The 16,083-nt window shown below is 42.7% G+C and carries 15 protein-coding genes; 5 read left to right on the plus strand and 10 right to left on the minus strand.

Annotated elements, in window-relative coordinates; translation table 11 throughout:
• Positions 1–81: 81 nt before the first annotated feature.
• Both NTU69_03745 and NTU69_03750 read right to left on the minus strand, forming a co-directional pair.
• Positions 82–2,013: a SpoIIE family protein phosphatase gene (locus tag NTU69_03745; protein ID MCX5802640.1), complete on the minus strand. Its 1,932-nt coding sequence runs from the start codon at positions 2,011–2,013 to the stop codon at positions 82–84.
• Positions 2,000–2,986 carry an ABC transporter substrate-binding protein gene (locus tag NTU69_03750; protein ID MCX5802641.1) on the minus strand — a complete coding sequence of 329 codons (987 nt, stop codon included), beginning with the start codon at positions 2,984–2,986 and terminating at the stop codon, positions 2,000–2,002. Before NTU69_03750 ends, NTU69_03745 begins: the two co-directional genes overlap by 14 nt.
• A 99-nt stretch (positions 2,987–3,085) precedes the next feature.
• Between NTU69_03750 and NTU69_03755 the strand changes: the two genes are divergently transcribed.
• Together NTU69_03755 and NTU69_03760 are read left to right on the plus strand one after the other, a co-directional pair.
• On the plus strand, positions 3,086–3,211 hold the full coding sequence (locus NTU69_03755; protein MCX5802642.1) for a hypothetical protein: 126 nt from the start codon (positions 3,086–3,088) through the stop codon (positions 3,209–3,211).
• Positions 3,212–3,307: 96 nt separating this feature from the next.
• Positions 3,308–3,484, plus strand: coding sequence for a hypothetical protein (locus NTU69_03760; GenBank protein MCX5802643.1), 177 nt, complete (start codon positions 3,308–3,310; stop codon positions 3,482–3,484).
• Between the two features lie 64 nt (positions 3,485–3,548).
• Here the strand turns inward: NTU69_03760 and NTU69_03765 are convergent, their stop codons facing one another.
• From NTU69_03765 to NTU69_03780, 4 genes are all read right to left on the minus strand, one after another.
• Positions 3,549–4,274: an MBL fold metallo-hydrolase gene (locus NTU69_03765; protein ID MCX5802644.1), complete on the minus strand. Its 726-nt coding sequence runs from the start codon at positions 4,272–4,274 to the stop codon at positions 3,549–3,551.
• A gap of 165 nt (positions 4,275–4,439) precedes the next feature.
• Positions 4,440–7,460 (minus strand): efflux RND transporter permease subunit, encoded by a 3,021-nt coding sequence (locus tag NTU69_03770; protein ID MCX5802645.1) that lies wholly within the window; start codon positions 7,458–7,460, stop codon positions 4,440–4,442.
• A complete protein-coding gene (locus NTU69_03775; GenBank protein ID MCX5802646.1) occupies positions 7,457–8,611 on the minus strand; it encodes an efflux RND transporter periplasmic adaptor subunit in 1,155 nt (384 codons plus the stop codon). The genes NTU69_03770 and NTU69_03775 overlap by 4 nt, the downstream gene beginning before the upstream one ends.
• The gene (locus NTU69_03780; GenBank protein MCX5802647.1) at positions 8,608–9,930 is read right to left on the minus strand and encodes a TolC family protein; all 1,323 of its coding nucleotides are present in this window, start codon (positions 9,928–9,930) and stop codon (positions 8,608–8,610) included. The genes NTU69_03775 and NTU69_03780 overlap by 4 nt, the downstream gene beginning before the upstream one ends.
• Before the next feature lie 227 nt (positions 9,931–10,157).
• Between NTU69_03780 and NTU69_03785 the strand changes: the two genes are divergently transcribed.
• On the plus strand, positions 10,158–10,916 hold the full coding sequence (locus NTU69_03785) for a DUF169 domain-containing protein (protein MCX5802648.1): 759 nt from the start codon (positions 10,158–10,160) through the stop codon (positions 10,914–10,916).
• Here NTU69_03785 and NTU69_03790 read toward each other — a convergent pair.
• Positions 10,897–11,301 carry a hypothetical protein gene (locus tag NTU69_03790; protein ID MCX5802649.1) on the minus strand — a complete coding sequence of 135 codons (405 nt, stop codon included), beginning with the start codon at positions 11,299–11,301 and terminating at the stop codon, positions 10,897–10,899. The genes NTU69_03785 and NTU69_03790 overlap by 20 nt on opposite strands.
• Before the next feature lie 13 nt (positions 11,302–11,314).
• Positions 11,315–11,767 (minus strand): DNA-binding protein, encoded by a 453-nt coding sequence (locus NTU69_03795; protein MCX5802650.1) that lies wholly within the window; start codon positions 11,765–11,767, stop codon positions 11,315–11,317.
• 259 nt (positions 11,768–12,026) lie between these two features.
• Between NTU69_03795 and NTU69_03800 the strand changes: the two genes are divergently transcribed.
• Both NTU69_03800 and NTU69_03805 read left to right on the plus strand, forming a co-directional pair.
• Positions 12,027–12,293 (plus strand): RNA-binding protein, encoded by a 267-nt coding sequence (locus tag NTU69_03800; protein MCX5802651.1) that lies wholly within the window; start codon positions 12,027–12,029, stop codon positions 12,291–12,293.
• 279 nt (positions 12,294–12,572) lie between these two features.
• Positions 12,573–14,138 (plus strand): AMP-binding protein, encoded by a 1,566-nt coding sequence (locus NTU69_03805; GenBank protein MCX5802652.1) that lies wholly within the window; start codon positions 12,573–12,575, stop codon positions 14,136–14,138.
• Positions 14,139–14,166: 28 nt separating this feature from the next.
• On the opposite strand, the gene mdh is transcribed toward NTU69_03805, so the two are convergent.
• Together mdh and NTU69_03815 are read right to left on the minus strand one after the other, a co-directional pair.
• Positions 14,167–15,090, minus strand: coding sequence for a malate dehydrogenase (gene mdh / locus NTU69_03810; protein MCX5802653.1), 924 nt, complete (start codon positions 15,088–15,090; stop codon positions 14,167–14,169).
• Between the two features lie 301 nt (positions 15,091–15,391).
• The coding region (locus NTU69_03815) for an ammonia-forming cytochrome c nitrite reductase subunit c552 (GenBank protein ID MCX5802654.1) at positions 15,392–16,083 on the minus strand (692 nt) is incomplete at its 5' end.

Below are 16,083 nucleotides of genomic sequence, written 5' to 3' on the forward strand. Positions count from 1 at the left end.
ACCTTCACACAAACCCCCTTTTGCTTTAGATGAATTCAGCCTTCTTCACAATCAAAATTCCAAAAAACATCTGTTCCTCCCTTATCCTCCTTTATTACCCTTAAATTGTACTATCATCATGGTAATATCGTCTGATTGGGGAACCTCGTGAGAAAATTGTGTAATCTCACCCATTATACACTCAATGACTTTAAGAATCGATTCTCCTCTGCATTTTAATATCTCATTTTTCAGGCGTTCTTCTGAAAAGAGTTCGTTTTTCCCATTCATCGCTTCTGTAACGCCATCGGTATAAAGGAAAATGGAATCACCTGGTTGCAAAGTAATGCTCTCCGTTGTATATGTTGCATCATCCATGACGCCTATCACGAGCTCTCCTTTCCCCTCAATAAAGGCTATATCACCCTTATCTCTTATAAGTAAAGGTGGGTTGTGTCCTCCATTGGTATAGAGTATTTCTCCTGTTATGGTATTAAGGATACCGCAGAAAACGGTTACAAACATATTCAGGTCATTCCCTATACACAGATCCTCATTCACCCTGGAAATAATTTTATCCGATGTAAGCCCAGAAGTAGCCTTTGCCTTTATAAGGGTTTTTGTCAGAGTCATAAACAGGGCTGCAGGCACCCCCTTGCCTGAAACATCGGCAATGACAAAACAGAGATGTTTATCATCTATGAAGAAAAAGTCATAGAAGTCTCCTCCTACTTCCCTCGCAGGCTTTATCATCGCGTATATGTCAAATTCATCCCTGTCAGGGAATGGGGGAAACCTTTTCTGCAGGATGCCCATCTGGATATCGTGGGCAATCTTGAGCTCGCTCTCTATCCGTTCTTTAGAGGCTGTAGCCTCTGTGAGTTCTTTAATATATTCCTTTAATGATGCCTTCATGTAGTTGAATGCTTCTGAAAGCCTTCCCACTTCATCTCGTGTTTTAACTAACGGTAGTTCGATATCAAGATTCCCGGCCCCGATATGTTCCGTTGCCTTTGCCATTCCCCTCAAGGGTTCTGTAATCGACCTGGCGATAAATACCACCGCGATGGAAAGGAGAAAGAGCCCAAAAATCCCGAGGAAAATAACTATTTTATTCAGATTTGTAATATCCTCTACCATTTCATCCTGGGGGAAAAGGACAGCAAGGGACCAGCCGCTTGAAGGGATTGGAACAAAGTACATCCAGCAGAGTTTGCCAGTGGTAATACTTTTAAACGGGACGAGCCCGGATTCACCATGAATCATTTTTCTTCCTATCTCCCTGAGATGAGTATCATTCCGTGCTTCTGCAATGCTGAAGATAGTCTCATTCATTATCAAGTCTTTCAATGGATGGGTCACAATCGTGCCATTTTTTGAAATCAGGAAACCGTACCCTGTTTTGAGAACCTTTATCGAGGAGACAATATTTCTCAACTGTTCGAGGGATACATCCACAACTACAATCCCCTTGAATTGCCTCTTCCCATCAACCTTTTTGTAAAAAGGCACTGAATACGATGACATGATAATGCCCCCACCTTCGCCAAAGTATGGCTCTATCCACTGGGGACGTTTAAGTTCTTTTGGAATTTGATACCAGTCGGAGTAAAGATAATTGTAATATTTATCAATAGATTTAAATTCTATCCACTGATTGGGTTTATAAAAATAGGGGGCAAAATATTGCGATGTTTTCTTGAAAGCATAAGGCTCAAAGGCAATGGCAGCACCATATATCTCTTCGTTTTTTTCTACTACTGTGTAAATTAGCTGAACTAACTCTTTCTCATTGTAGGAGCTGTTCTCTAAAAAGTAGGCTATATTTTCAGGGACCTTCTGTGTTGCACGAAGTACAGTTTCAATCTTGTTCATCGCATTTGTTACGATAGTACGTGCATTTTCCTCTACATTTTTTTCAATCGTTTTGCGGGAAACATAGTAATTGTAACCAAAGATGAGCGTGAAGATAATGGCACTGCTTAAAGTAAAAAAAAGGACAAGCTTGAATGCAATACCTCTATTTTTCAACATACTTTACGCATTCTCCATAGAAGGATTTGAAGTCAGGAATATTTTTTATGAGACCACCCTCTTTGAGTGTATTCGAGACCCTCATAAAATCTTCCAGCCTGAGCGCTCCAACAGGTGTTCTATCCTTATCTACGGGAAGCACCAGATCTTTCATCCTCCTGAGCATCCATCTCTGATGGACCTTATTTGCAGGAACATTTGCCTTAGACATATATTTCAAAACAATATCCAGTGCTTCTTCAGGTTGTGAAAACGCATAAAGCCAGCCCTCAATAGAAGCCTTCACGAAGGCGCATGACAATGCCGGATCCCTTTTGAATGTCTTTTCAAGGGTATAGATACCATCTTCAGGAAAGTTCAGCCCATGCTCATGAAAGAAAAAGGTGGTCAATTCATCAGGATTGAGCCCGGCATTGAGGATAGTGTGATACTCGTTGTACCACATTGCTGATGCCACATCAACACCATCCCTGAGAAATAGATTCACCGAATATGACTGCGGAATAACCTTAACCTTGAGCTTATATTTCCTAAAAAATGCTGTGGGTTGTATCTTAAAATCTTCACCCCAGATTCCTACTTTCTTATTGTCTATATCCTCGGGTCTATTGATGCCTCTTGCTTTTTTCGCTATTAGCATCAAGGCGGAACGCTGTATAATCTGTGCAATATTCACCAGTTTTAATCCCTGAGAACGTTTCTGTATGGCAGTGGATAACCACATGGTTGCAAAGTCCACTTCCCCTTTCTCGAGAAACTCTGCTGAAGGACTGCTTGGACCTCCAGGGAGTATATTAAGGTTGATACCGTATTTTTTGTATATCCCTTTTTCGTATGCGACGTAGTATCCTGCAAACTGCGCCTGGGGGCTCCATTGAGGTATAAAAAAAACATTTTTGAGTGTCTCCTCAGCCCGTGCACAAGGCAGAAAAAGAGAGGCTACAAAAAGAAAAAGAGAGAGGATAATATTCATCAGCATAAGGTAATATTGTGAAGACCTGTAAATTCTACATTAATCAACATCAAAAAATAAAGGTTTTGTTCTTCCTTTTAAAAATAACCTGACCATGAAATGAACTACCCCAAGGCAAGCCTCTGGGTATCGAAGGCAGTATCGAGGCAAGACCCCTTATACGAAGCAAGCTTCGGGGAATGGACCCGAGGGGCATTCAAAGATTTTCCAGCAAAAATAGTATAAAATGATTGATTTAAAAGGAAATTCCAGGGATAATAAAATCGTGGGTGTAGATACAACACAGGATTCCAAATATTAAGCAGGAGGAGAATAATCGCCATGAACAAACAGGACATGATAAAAAAGATTAAAGCGAAAATTAGAGAGGACAAGATTTCATGTAAACAGGCACTAAAGATAGCAGAAGAAGAGGGTATTCCTCCAAAGATTCTGGGCGAAATCCTGAATGAAGAAAAGATTAAGATAATCCATTGTCAATTGGCTTGCTTTCCTTAACTCTTCGCTCAATCGCCAGGCATTATAGATGGGTTTAGGCCAGCTCTCACAGGACCCCAATTGCTTACTGTAAGTGAGGTTCCCACATTTTAGCGGTTTTCATGATGTAGTCGGGGGGAAGGCTCTTCACAATCTCGTTGTGACCTGGTAAAAGTATATCCACATCCAATTTTGCAAGACGCAAAAGTGACTTCTTAAGTTCATTCGCATCAGCCCCGAAAAGGTCAAAACGTCCAATAGCATAATCTGCATAGACTACATCACCAGGGATAAGGATTTTTGCGGCACGATTGTAGAGAGCAATGCCACCCATGGAATGCCCCGGTATATGGATTACTTCCCAGGTCATACCACCTATATCCATCGTCTCTTTACCTTGAAGCTTCTTATCTACCTTAAATTTAAATGCACCGGGTTTAAAACCATACTGCGTCTGACACATCCCCTGGAACATATCCATACCATAGACCGCCCTTTCATCTCCTTTCTCCAGCAGGTCTGCTTCCAGTATATGCACCCAGAGCTCAGCCTCTGGAATCTCCTTTTTCACTTCAGAGAGACAACCAATGTGGTCAAAGTGGGTATGGGTCATGATAATCCTTTTTATAGCTGAAAGTTCAATCCCCATTTTCAGGATGGACTGGATTTTATAACTACCCTTCCCTGTTAAACCCACATCAACGATGGAAAGATCCCCTGATTGCGGTTTACCGATCACATACACATGGGAGTCAGGGACAAATTCATCCTGCCCCTGAATAAAATATACACCCTCACTCACCTTTGGCATACATTACTCCTTTATAGACAGAATGACCAATAACCAATCTCGCTTTCGGCGGGACCAGGCTCCAGATAATTACAAATACACGATGAAAGAACGTAAAATCTTTATTGTTAAATCGAGTTTGCAAATTGGGAATTGGGAATTGGTTATTGCACACCACTTTCTACCTTATTCCTTTCCAGATTTCCCTGTAAGCCACTTATTAAGCCTGTCAAAATAAACATAAAACACAGGTGTTACATAGAGGGTCATGAGCTGTGAAAAGAGGAGCCCACCAACAACTGCAAGACCCATAGGCTGACGTGCATCACCTCCAGCACGGAAACGGATCATACAGGCCCGATGAATCGATTCCTCAGAACCGACGTTTTTCTGTCTCTCTTCCTCAACGGCAAAATCGACCATCATGATGCCATTCTTTTTCACGATGCCAACAAGAAGGATGATACCCACCATGCCGTACATGTCGAGATCTCTCCCGAAGATTATGAGCGTCAGAATGGCCCCGAATCCGGCAAGGGGCAGGGCGGTGAGTATTGTAATGGGATGGATGAAACTTTCATATAAGATACCGAGAACCATATAGATTACAAGGATAGTGATAAAAAGCAGAAAACCCATGCTCGCAAACGATTTCTGGAACTCCTGGGCAGAACCCTGGAAGGTATACGATATGCTTTGTGGAAGGTTAATATCCCGGGCTATTTTTTTTACCGCATCGACGGCGTTACCTATGGAATAGCCGGGCTTCAAATTAAAATTAACGGTGGCAGAATTGAGCTGCCCCACATGGTTGACGCTCGTAGGGCCCGTGGTTTCCTCGATACGGGCAACGGTACTCAGAGGAACCACTTTGCCGCTATTGGACTGAATATAAAGATAGGAGAGGGCATTTGGGTCTTGTTTGAATTGGGGCTGTACCTCCAGGATAACATTGTAGTCATTGAGCGAACCATATATGGTTGAAACTTTTCGTGAAGCAAAGGCGGAAAAGAACACATCCTGAACCTGGCCAAGACTCAAACCAAGGGTAGAGGCCTTATCTCTGTCGACATGGATCATCGCCTTGGGGCTATTGAGTGCCACGTCCGTATTGACATCCACAATCCCAGGAACGGCTTTCATCTTATTTTCAAGAATTTCTGAATATTTATATAATTCGTCAAGATTGGAACCCTGTATACTCAACTGGTATTCCGCCGTTGAATGGCCTGCCCCTATCTGGATGGGAGGCGGATTCTGTAGAAATACCATGAGTCCGGGGATACTGTTCATTTTCGGTCTTAGCCCTGTTATAATCTCATCGATAGACCGCTTGCGCTCCGACATCTTCTTTGCCATACCAAATAAGATTCCGGTGCTGTATGTATCCAAACCTGCTATAGATATGAACTCTGTCATATCAGGATCATCTATGAAGATCTTATTTGCAGCCTCCTGATGCTTTACCATATCGTCGAAGGAGATCCTGTCCGCTGCGCGCGTGGAAGCTATTAAGAAACTCTGGTCCTGAGCCGGCAAAAATCCTTTTGGTATTTTCCAGATAAGGTACCCTGTCATTAACAAAACCATAACAATGAAGATAAGGATAAAACCACGGCGCTTGAGAACCCATGTCAGGGTCCTCCCATAAAAGGCAAGACCCGCATTGAAGATACCTTCGGAAATCGTGTAGAATCTTCCCTCTTTCTTTTCCGAAAACCCCTTTAAGATGCGGCTGCAGAGCATCGGTGTCAGGGTAATAGATATAAAGCCTGAAAGGAGTATGGCAATAGCGATGCTGACCGCGAATTCGCGGAAAAGTCTTCCGACGATACCCGGCATAAAGAGTATGGGGATAAAGACCACCACGAGGGAGATGGTCATAGAAAGGATCGTAAAGCCTATTTCCTTTGAGCCCTTGAGCGATGCTTCCATGGCGCTTTCACCCATCTCCATGCGGCGAACAATGTTTTCCAGCATAACGATGGCATCGTCAACAACAAGCCCCACAGCAAGGACCAGAGCCATGAGAGAGAGGTTATTCATACTGTAACCTAATATACTCATGCCCGCAAAGGTCGCAATGATCGAGAGGGGAATGGCAATATTCGGTATGATCGTTGACTTCACAGACCTCAAAAAAAGGAATATGACAATGAGGACGATAAAGATCGTAAGGAGCAAGGTAAACTGCACGTCATGGATGGAGTCCCCTATGTAATCGGATGCATCATATAGTACCCGCCACTCTATGGAATCGGGTATCATGGCCATCAGTCTGGGAGTAATCCCTCTGATACCGCTTGAGACTTTAACTGCGTTGGCTCCGGGCTGTTTCTTGATTGCAAGGATGATAGCCCTTTGAAGCTTCTTTTTTGTGCCATACCATGCAGCAAACTGCTTGTCTTTTTCAACACCATCAATGGCATCACCGATATCACGTACCCGTACTGGATTTCCATTCTCATAGGCCACAATCACTGACCGGTACTGGTTTGCTACCATTAACTGACCGTTGGAATCTACTGTAAAAGCCTGAAAACTCCCGTCCAAAGTTCCTCCGGGAAGGTTCACATTGGCTTTCTGTATAGCCTTTTCCACGTCATTAATCCCAATACCTCTGTTAGCCAGCAACTTTGGGTTTACCTGCACGCGGACTGCAAATTTTTGCCCGTAGACGAGAACCTGGGCCACCCCCTCTACGGTGGAGAAATTCTGAGCAAGAAAGTTCTCGGCGTATTCGTTGAGTTGCGTGAGAGGCATCGTGTCTGAGGTCAACACAATGTAGTAGATGGGCTGATCGGAAGGGTTCACCTTATCATATGTAGGTGGACTGGGCATATTGGAGGGAAGGTCCCCAGATGCAGCACTTATTTTTGTACTCACATCCTGGGCACAGTTATCGATGTTACGCTCAAGGGAAAATTGCAGAATGATCGTTGTTATACCCTGGTAGCTCGACGACGACATCGATGCGAGCCCTGCAATACTGGAAAATTGCTTTTCCAAGGGTTTGGCAACGGTAGAAGCCATCGTTTCCGGGCTTGCACCGGGAAGGCTTGCCGTTACCTGAATAGTAGGGAAATCCACGGCAGGAAGGTTATTAATAGGAAGAGAATTATAGCTGATGACGCCGAAAAAAAGTATGCCGCACATGACCAGGATGGTCATTACGGGTCTTTTTATCCATATCTCAGAAAGATTCACTTTTTACTATCCTGCGGGTTCTGCGTTTTTGAGTTGCCCGAAAGCAGTGATTCCCTTATCTCAACAGGAAATCCGTCTTTAAGTTTCAAGTGGCCGTCGGTCACAACAGTTTCCCCTGGGCTTACTCCTTTTGAGAGAACCGTTTCATCGCCGATTGTCCGTTCTGCCGTAACGAGGCGAAATTCAACCTTATTGTCAGGTTTTACAACAAACACATAGGAGCCACCCTGGCTTATCTGAACGGCCGGTGCAGGAACTACTATTGCGTTTGGCTCCTGTGCAAGCTGAAGCACAACATTGACAAACTGCCCGGGCCAGAGAAATTTATCTTTATTCGGGAATGTTGCTTTGAGCAGAATCATCCCTGTGGCAGGATCCACTGTGTTGTCGATAAATGAGAGGATTCCCTCCGGTACATTCTCTTTAATACCCGTTAGATTCACCTTCACCTTTAGCGATCCTTTTGCCATGTATTTTCTTATTTCGGAAAGTTGTTTTTCCGGAACTGAAAACTTCACATATATGGGGGTTATTTGATTGACCACAGCGAGCTTTGTATCGTTATCTTTGACCATCGCTCCTTCATGCACACCATACGTGCCTGTCCTTCCATCAAGAGGGGAACGGATATAACAGTAATCGAGCTGAAGGCGGGCATTTTCAACATCAGCCCTGTCAGCCTTCACGATGGCTTCATAGGTAGCTGCAAGGGTCTGCTTATTCTCAAAATCAGACTTTGAAACAGCACCTTTTTCCAGGAGAAAGGCATAACGTTTTGCCTCTGACTCGTTATACTGGAGTTGAGCCAGATCCTGTGCAAGTTTTGCTTCAGCATTCTTAAGCTTCTCCTTATAAGTGCCCGGATCAATCGTAAAAATCGATTCACCTTTTCTCACATCCTGCCCTTCCTTAAAGTGAATCTTCAAAAGTTGACCCATAACCCTTGAAATGATTGTAACGGTGTTGTATGCCTCTACTGTACCGATGGATTCTACAATTACCGGCATCGTTTTCTGGACGGCTTTTCCTACGAGAACAGGCACGCCCCTTTGCTCTGGAGGTGGTGGTTTTTTCTTTGACATGTAACCGTACACTACAACAATTAAAGCAACAACAATAACAGCTATAATGATTTTTTTATTTTTCATCATTTATTCCCCATTGCTTTTTCAATATTTGCCTGTTCTATCCTGTAATCGTAAAGAGTACTTATGTTGGAGAGTTTTGCCTTGCTGTATGAGACAGTCGCATCGGTAACTTCGATAGGTTCGGCAAGACCCGCATTATATCTGAGATTTGCAAGCTCAAGATTTTCCGTTGCCTGCCTTATCTGTATCTCGGTGTTTCTGATTTTCTCCTTTGCCTTGAGGAGATTGAGATATGCCTGTTTGACTTCAAGTAAAATATCAAGCTTTTTTAAGTCTATCCTTGCCTCGACCGATTTCGTTTTTGCCATTGATTCTTCGACCTTGTTACGGGTCAGATTACCCTCAAAGATGTTAAGGGACATGGTAACACCTGCATTCCAGCCCTGTCCCAGAGGATATTCACTCCCGATAAAATTATAGCCTGCTTTGCCCTTTATCGTGGGGAAATAGTCCTTTTTTGCACGCTCGACGGATGTTGCAGCAGATTCCTTCTGTGCACTCAATGACTTTAAATCGGGCCTATTCTGATAAGCCCTGTTTAAGGCATCTTCAAGTGTTATCCCATAATCTTCAAAGAAGAGGGTATCCTCGATTTTGTATTCTACTTCCGCATCTATGCCCATTGCATTACTGAGTTTCACCCAGGCTACTTTAAGATCATTTTCGGCAGTGATGAGATCGAGTTGTGCGTTGCTTAAATCCAGTTCAGCCTTTGTTACATCATACTTCGGCTTTTTTCCTGCTTCAAAAAGTACCTTAGCCTGTGAAAGGTGTTGCCCGTACTGCTCCACAGTCTCCAGATTTACATCCCTTGTCCTTTTTGCCTTCAGGACGCCATAATATGCAGACTTGACGTTATTTGTCACTGCTGTTGTGGTGTCGTCGAGATCAAACCGTGAGGATTCAACACTAAATTTCTTTGCTTTGACATCCGTAGGTGTCTTCCCAAAATCGTATATTAATTGATCGAGTGTGGCATTGGCAAGATTTTCATTATACATGTTCAGGGGAAAATAACGGTCCTGGGTATTCTTCTCCACAAAATTCCGTGTAAGGCCCGCAGACGTATCAAGTTTTGGATAATAGGGTGCCTTTGCCTGACCCAGGATAGCCTCTTTTTCTCTAACCGTGTACCGGTCACGGAGAATGCTCGGATGTATTTTTAAGGCTATCTCTATGCAGCGCTCCAAATTTAAAGATTCTCCTGCTTTTATAACCGGTTCATCAGCCTCAGTATTTGATAGAATGAGAAAAATAGATAAAAGAAAGAGCAAAAAACATTTTAGAACAATTCTATTTCTAATAATATTCTCCCTTATCATCTGACTTCAAACCTCCACCAGACATCAAGTCATGCATTTGGATAATATTGTAATACGTTTTTTTTGTCAAGTTTTTTGCTATCAGAGACATAAAGATTGTTTGCAAAGGAGGTATGGAACAAACGTGAAAAATATGTTTTAATAAATTTAAAGATGGCAAAACCATTTCTAAGTAAGCAGCAAAGACCTTAGTATCTGCTGCCTAATATTAAACGATGGAGGTGACCATGGATATTTCGCTTAAAGAAAAATTCATTCAACTATGGGGGAAGTATTTCAACGGGGCACCGCTGCCCATCATCTTTTACTACACTGACAAAGAAGGGGTTGCACAGAAGGCAAAACCACCAACCAACCACAGGTGTATCATAGCAGATTTATCACGGGTGAGAAATGGACAATCTCTCTCATTCGATGCGAGCTCAATCGGGTGTGGCGGTGGAAAGCGATACCTCGGTTTTACTGAAGAGATGATGCCTAATTTTGAGTATTTCCTCTCCTGCGGTATTCACGGACAACTTGAAGGTGAGCGTTACAAAAAGTCCCCCGAGCTGGTACGAAAGGTTATGAAAATGCTCCCGAAATTTAAAGCACCCGGTCGGTTTATCATTTTTAAGAGATGGGATAAAATTGATAAAGATGATAGCCCGGAGGTAGTGATCTTTTTTGAACCGCCGGATGTTCTTTCAGGTCTTTTCACCCTTTCAAACTTTGATGAAATAGAACAAAACGGTGTTTTCTCACCCTTTGGAGCCGGCTGTTCCACAATTGTCATGTATCCGTATCTTGAAAAAACCTCCAGTCACCCACGGGGCGTTCTCGGGATGTTTGATGTATCAGCAAGACCATGTGTTCCAGCCAGCTACCTCACATTTTCTGTGTCCATGAACAGATTTATCAAAATGATTGACAATATGGATGAAAGCTTCCTTATAACAAAAAGCTGGGGAAAGGTGAAGAGAAGAATCAGTAAATTACACCAATAAGCCAAAGACCGAAGAGGATATTGATAAACATAAGGAAGATGGTCATTCTTCCGGACCAGATGTGAAGTTTTTTAATACTCGCTGCTGCCTCTCTCAGTTTGAACTGCAATAAGCCAAAAATCAGCGTTACAACTGAAAGAATGACGATTACAATGCCGACATAACTATGGGGAACCCCGAAATGCGGAACACCGGTAAGCGTTATCTGGAGAGTTACAGCAAAGAAAGCAAGAATGACACAGAATACCCCTATAATCCCAAGTAATCTGTGGGTCTTTAACCACCAAATCCTTTTCTTTATATAACGGGCAATGATTACACCACATAAAAAAATACAAAAGCCAAGGCCCATGAGGCCTGCATGGGTATACATCAGCATTACCATAATCCACCCTCTCTCATGAGTTACTTGAATCTAACAATTTAAGAAGAACCATATTGGATGCTGGATCGAGGTCTCTTATTGCTTTTACCCCTCTAATCTCAACAATTATTGCTTCCATCACAATAAATGTATTTGCCGATTCCCTGAGACAACCTGTTTTTACATTATCCCATTTCCCATATGTACCATGGAAGTGTATCATTGGCTCATCTCCACGCCAGAATATAGTTCCTATACCGAATGTTTCGTGGCTTTCTCTTAATTCCCTCCAGACAGGTACAGGAGGCAATCTGTCCTCTTCAGGACCTACAACAATCCTCGCATCTTTTATACTTCCCACAAGGTACAATATGCCGGTTTTGATCGCTTCCCTCTCCACAATGTCTATCAGGTTCTGCAGTATTTCATCTCCGTCCTCAAATCGCGCCACTACAACCCTTCCAACCTCACCAACCTGATATTTCATATCTACCCCCTTTTTGTGTATTGTAACAACTAACTTGCTGTATTTTAAAACATTATACGTTTTATATAAAAGAAAAGTTTGTATCACCGTCCTTATTTAACACAATTTTTAAATAAAATGCTTTTCATTTACCCTTGATTGATTTATGATACTTATAGGAGTTCTTTAATGTTTCATTATGGAGTCAGATGTACTGCTTGCTTCTATCTCCACGGGAAACGTTATAAGACGACAAAACACAAAAAAAGAGGAGGTTGGAATGCAAGGTGGCAAACTTTATGTAGGGAATCTTAATTATTCTGCAAACAACGAGAATTTGAAGGAATTGTTTTCAGAACACGGAGAGGTAAGGGAAATCAAAATAATCGAGGGTAAGGGTTTCGGGTTTGTCGAGATGGCTACCCAGGCAGAAGCCGAAAAAGCAAAAAAAGAATTGAATGGCATACAATTCATGGGACGTACCATTACGGTTGACGAAGCCCGTCCACAAAGGGATAGACAGAGAAGGAGTCCTCGAAGATATTAATTATTATCGTCATCCTTAACCTTGTGCCCTGAGTTTTTACTTTACCCTGCTATGTTATTAGTCAGGGATAATCCTTTTTTTAGTCCCTCGGGCACTTAATAATTTTAACTCATCCTCTTGCATGGTAAATAATCCTCCTATTAAAATACTAATTTTGCTTGATAACAATGTTTTTCTTATGTAAGTTCTATATACAGGATATAGTTTTGCGTATAGAATTTTATCAAGACGAATTGTTAGATGATTCTGAAAAGAAGAGGATGAGCCAGAATGAGTGATATACATATAGGAGAGATGCTGGCAAGGAACGCCAGGATGTATCCAGATAATATTGCACTGGTTGAAAGAATACCGGCAGAAAAGAAGAGATTTGAAATCACGTGGAAGGAATTTGATGAGCGTGCGAACCGTTTTTCAAATGTTCTCAAGGCAAAGGGCATAAAGAAGGGCGATAAAGTCATACATCTCATGAACAATTCTATCGATTGGCTTGTTGCCTATTTTGGTATTGTCCGTACAGGGGCATGGGTTGTACCTCTCAACTTTCGCTTCACAAGTAGTGACATTAAATATTGTGCAGATGTGGCGGAACCTCAAATTATCATATTCGGGGAAGAATTTACAGAAAGGATAGAGGCCATAAGGCACGAGCTCCCTTATATCAAGCACTATATCTGTTCTGGAAAAAATACCCCGTCTTTCGCAGATTCATTTTCTGAACTGCTCAACAGGTCACCTTCAATACCACCGGATGTAGAGATAACATTCAGCGACCCCTGTGGACTCTATTTTACCTCCGGTACCACAGGTCAGCCAAAACCAATCCTTCTCACCCATAAGAATATGGCATGTGCATGCATAACAGAAAATATGCACCACTACCAGACCAGAAATGATAAATTCATACTCATCCCTCCACTTTATCATACGGGCGCAAAGATGCACTGGTTTGGAAGCCTCATTGTTGGGGGACCGACCGTAATACTAAAAGGTATTTCACCGGAATGGATTTTAGAAGCAGTGAGTGAGGAGAAAGGTACGATTGTCTGGCTTCTTGTACCCTGGGCGCAGGACATTCTCTTGAAACTTGATAGCGGAGAGATAAAGCTCAAAGATTATAAACTTTCCCAGTGGAGGCTTATGCACATCGGGGCTCAGCCTGTTCCCCCATCCCTCATAAAACACTGGAAACAATATTTTCCGGAGATGGCATATGACACAACCTATGGCCTGAGTGAATGTACGGGCCCGAATTGCGTCCATCTCGGGATAGAGAACATACATAAGGTTGGAGCAATCGGTCGGCCTGGATTTAACTGGGAAACCCGTATTGTCGATGATACGGAAAAGGATGTTGCCATCGGGGAGCCAGGGGAACTTATTGTGCGCGGTAACGGGGTCATGAGGGAGTATTACAAAAATCCTGAAGCAACGGCAAAGACGATAAAAGATGGATGGCTTTACACAGGCGACATGGCGAGACAGGATGAAGATGGCTTTATCTATATCGTGGACAGGAAAAAAGATGTAATCATCACAGGTGGCGAAAATGTTTTCCCCATTGAAGTTGAAAACTTTTTCCATACCCATCCGAGTGTCAAGGACGTTGCAGCCATTGGGTTCCCTGACGAAAGACTTGGAGAAATTGTTGCAGTTGTGGTTGACATAGTACCGGGGAAGACACTCACAGAAGAAGAAGTCCTTGAGTACAGCCAAAAGCTACCAAAATATAAAAGACCACGAAAGGTCTTTTTTGGTGAGGTTCCCCGGAATCCTACCGGTAAAATAGAGAAACCAAAAATAAGAAAGAGATATATAGGTATTGAAGGGGCATTTAAAGTATAATCAAAAATATGCGATACGAACCCTGAGCCTAACCTAATTGCTTAATCAGTGCCATAGTAGCAGCTACAGATTTGTCAAAATCCTTCCTCTCCTCTTCATTGAGAGGTAACTCAATTATTTTTTCAATACCTCTACTGCCTAATATAATGGGAACACCTGTATACACCCCTTTTACACCATATTCTCCGGTAAGATAGGCTGAGCATGATACCATCCTCTTTTCATCAAATATTATTGCTTTTATCATCTGATATATTGCTGCAGCAGGTGCATAATGAGCGCTGCCTGTTTTTAGGAATTTAACAACTTCTTCGCCTCCCCGCCTCGTCCTTTCAACAAGGGCGTCAATCCTTTCCTTGCTTATGAATTCGGCTATAGGGATACCCTTAACCGTCGTAAATCTCGGCATTGGAACCATAAGGTCACCATGACCCCCGAGAACAAGAGACTCTACATCTTCCACAGAAACTCCCAGTTCCCATGCAACAAATGTCCCGAACCTTGCAGAATCAAGCATTCCCCCCATTCCTATAACCCTTTTTGAACCAAAACCTGACACCCTCATGCTTAACTGTGCCATAGCATCCATCGGGTTAGTAACAACAATCATTACTGCCTCCGGAGAAAGTTTTGATGTATTTTCCACTACTTCAGTTATGATTTTTCCATTGATATTGAAGAGATCATCCCTGCTCATACCAGGCTTCCTTGGAAATCCTGCAGTCACTACAATAATATCTGAGTATACTGTGTCGTCATAGCTACTTGTACCGAGAATCGTGGCTGTGGAATCCCACAAAGGACATGCCTCAGATAGGTCTAATGCTTTACCCTGAGGCAACCCTTCTACAATGTCATAGAGCACAACATTCGCAATACCTGACTGAACAATTATATGTGCGAGAGTTGTACCTACATTGCCTGCACCTATAATAGTAACCTTTTCCTTCATCGAGATTGTCTTCATCTATATTGCCTCCCATTCCGTCGAATAGTTATAATATGTTTTGGTCTTTTGTATATTCACTTGATTAAATTATAACCTTAATGGATGAAACAACGCCATCTTATTATATGCAGAAGGACAGCAATCTTACTGCTACAAATCTCTTCAGCACAGCCTTTTACCTCTCCTGCAATACGGGGGAAGAAATTTCTTGTGGAAAATTGCGGAACTTATCCCCTATTATGGGCCAGTCTTTATTTATAAACTCACTGTGAAAGAAAACTCCTGTTTTCACTTCCTATCTTTTTTAAAAGTTTGTTTCTGCAGCCCGGTTGGCAGTTTCTATTGCCTGATGGGCAAGGTCTATAGACTGGCCAAGGGTATTGAGCACCTGAGCAGGATTATGAAAACCCATACTGTTCTCGGCAGCTACAAAATCCCAGTACCATTGCGCCTTTCGTACAAGGTTGCGTGCCTTATTGAGTTCTGTCAGGTTGACCTTTGAGTGAGCAGCTGCCTTGCCGATCACTTCATGCGCCTTAGCAACGGTTATTCCCGCTGTATGCTGCAACTGCCAGACATTGTTTTGAGTCGCCTTTACGCGTTCAAGCAGCCATTCCACGTCCTCAGAATGGCAGGGCCGACAGGCCGCTTCAGCATGCTTCATCGGGCTTGTCACCCAGTGAGAGGTGTACTTCTGACCTTTCTCACGCATATATGGCATATGACAGTCAGCACAGGAGACGCCTGCCTTTGCATGGTTCCCATCATTCCACGTTTCGAAATCCGGGTGCTGGGCTTTTAGCATCTTTACCTGCGAATCGGGATGAATCCAGTCCTGTTCAAATCCGTAAGGCTTACCTGCATAATAACTATAAATTTGCTCCGGATGGAGTCCTTTGTCCCACGGGAATATGACCCTTGATGTATCAGGCTCAAAATAATATTCTACATGGCACTGTCCACAGACATAACTCCGCATCTCTTCACGGGATGCAT

This window comes from Pseudomonadota bacterium, assembly GCA_026388215.1.
Classification (GTDB): Bacteria; Desulfobacterota; Syntrophorhabdia; order Syntrophorhabdales; family Syntrophorhabdaceae; genus JAPLKF01.